The organism is Sphingomonas bacterium (genome assembly GCF_903643065.1).
Classification (GTDB): Bacteria; Pseudomonadota; Alphaproteobacteria; order Sphingomonadales; family Sphingomonadaceae; genus Sphingomonas.
The window spans coordinates 1-3,662 of sequence record NZ_CAHJWX010000302.1; the positions used below are offsets into that span (position 1 = coordinate 1).

Genomic DNA, 3,662 nt, shown 5'->3' on the forward strand with positions numbered 1-3,662 from the left:
CCTCGACGCGGGGGAGTGGACGGGCGCGCTCGACGCCGCCCGCGCGCATCTCGCGACGCCGTTCCACGAGCCGGAGAGCGCGACCGTGCTCGATTTCGGGGTCGGTGGCCCGCGCGATTTCGCGCCCGAGCGCGGCGGCGGCGCCAACGTCTACGAGGCGGTGGCCGATCATCTCGCCGCGCTGGGCAAGGACGGCCGCCGGCCGGTGCTCGCCAGCTATTCCACCGGCGCGCGCGAGCGGCTGGCCGGGCTGCTCAAGGATCACGGGCTGAAGGGCGCGCGGCTGGTCGAAACGTGGCAGGAGGCGCTGGGTTCTTCTGCTCCCCTCCCCTTCAGGGGAGGGGTCGGGGGTGGGGCCTCTCGATCAAAGCCAGCGTCTGAGGCGAGGCCCCACCCCAACCCCTCCCCTGAAGGGGAGGGGCTGAACGGGGTCGCCCTCGTCGTGCTCCCCCTCGACCATGGCTTCACCGCGCCCGGCATCGCCGTGCTGACCGAGCAGGACATGCTCGGCGACCGGCTCATCCGTCGGCGCAAGCGACGCAAGTCCGCGGACGCGTTCCTGGCCGAGCTGGCGTCGCTGTCGCCCGGCGATCTGGTCGTCCACGCCGATCATGGCATCGGCCGCTATGAAGGGCTGACCTCCATCCCGGTCGGACAGAGCCCGCACGATTGCGTCGCCCTGTCCTATGCCGGCGGCGACAAGCTCTATGTGCCGGTCGAGAACCTGGAGGTGCTCTCGCGCTACGGCTCGGGCGAGGACGGCGCCACGCTCGATCGGCTGGGCGGCGAGGCGTGGCAGCGCCGCAAGAGCCGGATGAAGGAGCGCATCCGCGAGATCGCGGGCGAGCTGATCGCTACCGCCGCGCAGCGCGCGCTCCACGCGGGCGATGTGCTGGAGCCCGACGCGGCCGGCTACCCCGCCTTTGTCGATCGCTTCCCGTACGAGGAGACCGACGATCAGGATCGCGCGATCGGCGACGTCATCGACGATCTGGGCGCGGGCAAGCCGATGGATCGGCTGGTGGTCGGCGATGTCGGCTTCGGCAAGACGGAGGTCGCGCTGCGCGCCGCGTTCATCGCCGCGATGGCGGGCAAGCAGGTCGCGGTGGTCTGCCCCACCACGCTGCTCGCGCGCCAGCATTACACCAACTTCAAGGCGCGGTTCGAGGGCTTCCCGATCGAGACCGGCCGTCTGTCGCGGCTCGTCGCGCCCAAGGAAGCGACCCAGACGCGCGAGCGGCTGAAGGACGGCACGATCGACGTGGTCGTGGGCACGCACGCGATCCTCGCCAAGAACATCGATTTCAAGCGGCTGGGCCTGGTCGTCGTGGACGAGGAACAGCGGTTCGGCGTCACGCACAAGGAGCGGCTCAAGGCCTTGCGCGCCGACGTCCACATGCTGACGCTGACCGCCACGCCCATCCCGCGCACGCTGCAGATGGCGATGAGCGGCATCCGCGAGCTGTCGGTCATCCAGACCCCGCCGGTCGATCGCCTCGCGGTCAGGACGTACATCATGCCGTGGGACCCGGTGGTGCTGCGCGAGGCGCTGCTGCGTGAGCATTATCGTGGCGGGCAGAGCTTCTTCGTCACGCCGCGCATCGCCGACCTCCCTGACATCGAGGAGTTCCTGAGCAAGGAAGTGCCCGAGATCCGCTACGTCGTCGCACACGGCCAGATGAGCCCGACGGAGGTGGAGGAGCGGATGAGCGCCTTTTACGACCGCAAGTTCGAGGTGCTGGTGTCGACCACCATCGTCGAGAGCGGGCTCGACATCCCGTCCGCCAACACGATGATCGTGCATCGCGCCGACCGGTTCGGCCTCGCCCAGCTCTACCAGTTGCGCGGCCGCGTGGGTCGATCGAAGACACGCGCCTACGCCTATATGGTCACGCCCCCCGAGCGACAGATGACCGACACCGCCGGGAAGCGCCTCAAGGTCCTGTCCGACCTCGACACGCTCGGCGCCGGCTTCCAGCTCGCCAGCCACGATCTTGACATTCGCGGCGCCGGTAACCTGCTCGGCGACGAGCAGTCCGGGCACATCAAGGAGGTCGGGTTCGAACTTTACCAGTCGATGCTGGAAGAGGCGATCCTCGACGCCAAGGCCGGCGGCCTCGCCAAGCGCCCGACCGACTTCTCGCCGCAGATCACCGTCGACGCGCCGATCCTGATCCCGGAGGAGTATGTCCCGGACCTCGATCTGCGCATGGGCCTGTACCGCCGGCTCAACGACCTCGATCAGAGCCAGGAGGTCGAGGCCTTCGCCGCCGAACTGATCGACCGCTTCGGCCCCCTCCCCGACGCGACGGAGAACCTGATCCGCGTCATCGAGATCAAGATGAACGCCAAGCGCGCCTGCGTCGCCAAAATGGATGTCGGCGCAAAGGGCGTGGTGGTGAGCTTCCACGACAACAAGCCGCCCAATGTCGAGGCACTGATCGCCTATACCGCGCGGCTCAACGGCCAGGCGAAGCTGCGCCCCGACAGCAAGTTTGTCCTCGCCCGCGCCTGGCCGGACGCCAAGTCGCGGCTGCACGGCGCGCTACAGCTGAGCAAGGGGCTGGCCAAGACGGCGGGCTGAACCGCTTTGGAGCGAGTCGGCCAGGCGGCCTCGCATCCACTGATCTTAACGGCTATATCGATTGCATGACCGACGAACCCGAGAATCTGACCTTGCGACTGCTCCAAGAGCTTCGACAGGAAATGGCGGACATGCGGTCTGACCTGCGCGAGATGCGGTCCGACATGCGCGAGATGCGCAAAGATCTGACGCAGCGGGTCAACGGCCTGGCGATCATGCTCACCTCGGTCGCCGGCATCATGCACGACCACGAGGAGCGGATCGAGAAGCTGGAGTTCCGTTGACGGTCAGCTTGAGTGGTCCGCCACGATCCGCCAACCCGCCGGCCGTCGCTCCCAGACCAGCGTCGTCATCCCCGCCGCGCCGCCCGTCAATCGCCAGCGCGCGATCATCAGCTGCTGCGCGGGGCCGAGCGTGCGGAACGCGACCGGCTCGAAGCTGAGCTGCCCGCGCAGGTTGCCGCCGTCCGCGAAGCTGGCGCGGTAATGCGCCGTGATCGCCGCCTTGCCGCGCAGCACCCCATCCTTCGTCACATAAGTCGCATCGTCGGCATAGACGGCCATAAAGCGATCGAGATCGCCCGCGTTCCATCCCGCCGCGCTCGCCTCCATCGCCGTCATCAGCTGGCTCTGCACGGGCGCCAACGCCGGCGCGGCGGCGATCAGGGTCATTCCGGTCAGCCAGCGCATGCGCGATCCTCCACCAGCGTCAACAACGCGGCCATATCCAACGGACCCGCGCACAGGAAACCCTGATAATGCGTAGCGCCCGCCGCCGCCAGCACGTCGCGGTGACCGGCGTCCTCCACGCCCTCGGCGACCACCGCCAGGCCGAGTGCCCGCGCCATCGCGATCACATGGCCGACGACCAGCCGCTCGCGCGCGCTCCCAAGCACCGCGCAAGCCAGCTCGCCGTCGAGCTTGAGCGTGTCGACCGGCAGCGCGCGCAGCCAGGCGATGCCGGCATGGCCGCTCCCGAAATCGTCGAGCGCGACCGCCGCGCCTCCCTCGCGCAGGGCCGCCAGCACCGTCGCGGCGGCGGGCAGGTCGGCGATCGGGTCGTGTTCGGTCAGCTAGAT

Annotated in this window: 4 protein-coding genes; 2 read left to right on the forward strand and 2 right to left on the reverse strand. The window is 68.8% G+C overall.

The features are described 5' to 3' along the window. Together mfd and HUU95_RS10810 are read left to right on the forward strand one after the other, a co-directional pair. A partial coding sequence (gene mfd, locus HUU95_RS10805) for a transcription-repair coupling factor (RefSeq protein WP_254602747.1) occupies positions 1 to 2,584 on the forward strand: 2,584 nt, incomplete at its 5' end. Between the two features lie 65 nt (positions 2,585 to 2,649). After that, positions 2,650 to 2,868 (forward strand): hypothetical protein, encoded by a 219-nt coding sequence (locus tag HUU95_RS10810; RefSeq protein WP_174280119.1) that lies wholly within the window; start codon positions 2,650 to 2,652, stop codon positions 2,866 to 2,868. A 3-nt stretch (positions 2,869 to 2,871) separates the two neighbouring features. On the opposite strand, the gene HUU95_RS10815 is transcribed toward HUU95_RS10810, so the two are convergent. Both HUU95_RS10815 and HUU95_RS10820 read right to left on the reverse strand, forming a co-directional pair. Next, positions 2,872 to 3,273, reverse strand: a complete 402-nt coding sequence (locus HUU95_RS10815) for a YybH family protein (protein ID WP_174280120.1) — start codon at positions 3,271 to 3,273, stop codon at positions 2,872 to 2,874. Beyond that, positions 3,261 to 3,656: an EAL domain-containing protein gene (locus HUU95_RS10820; protein WP_174280121.1), complete on the reverse strand. Its 396-nt coding sequence runs from the start codon at positions 3,654 to 3,656 to the stop codon at positions 3,261 to 3,263. Before HUU95_RS10820 ends, HUU95_RS10815 begins: the two co-directional genes overlap by 13 nt. Between the last annotated feature and the right edge of the window lie 6 nt (positions 3,657 to 3,662).

Excerpts from the sequence above, each read along its gene's own strand:
- HUU95_RS10810 (WP_174280119.1), top strand. The coding sequence starts at position 2,650 with ATGACCGACGAACCCGAGAATCTGACCTTGCGACTGCTCCAAGAGCTT.
- HUU95_RS10815 (WP_174280120.1), bottom strand. The coding sequence starts at position 3,273 with ATGCGCTGGCTGACCGGAATGACCCTGATCGCCGCCGCGCCGGCGTTG.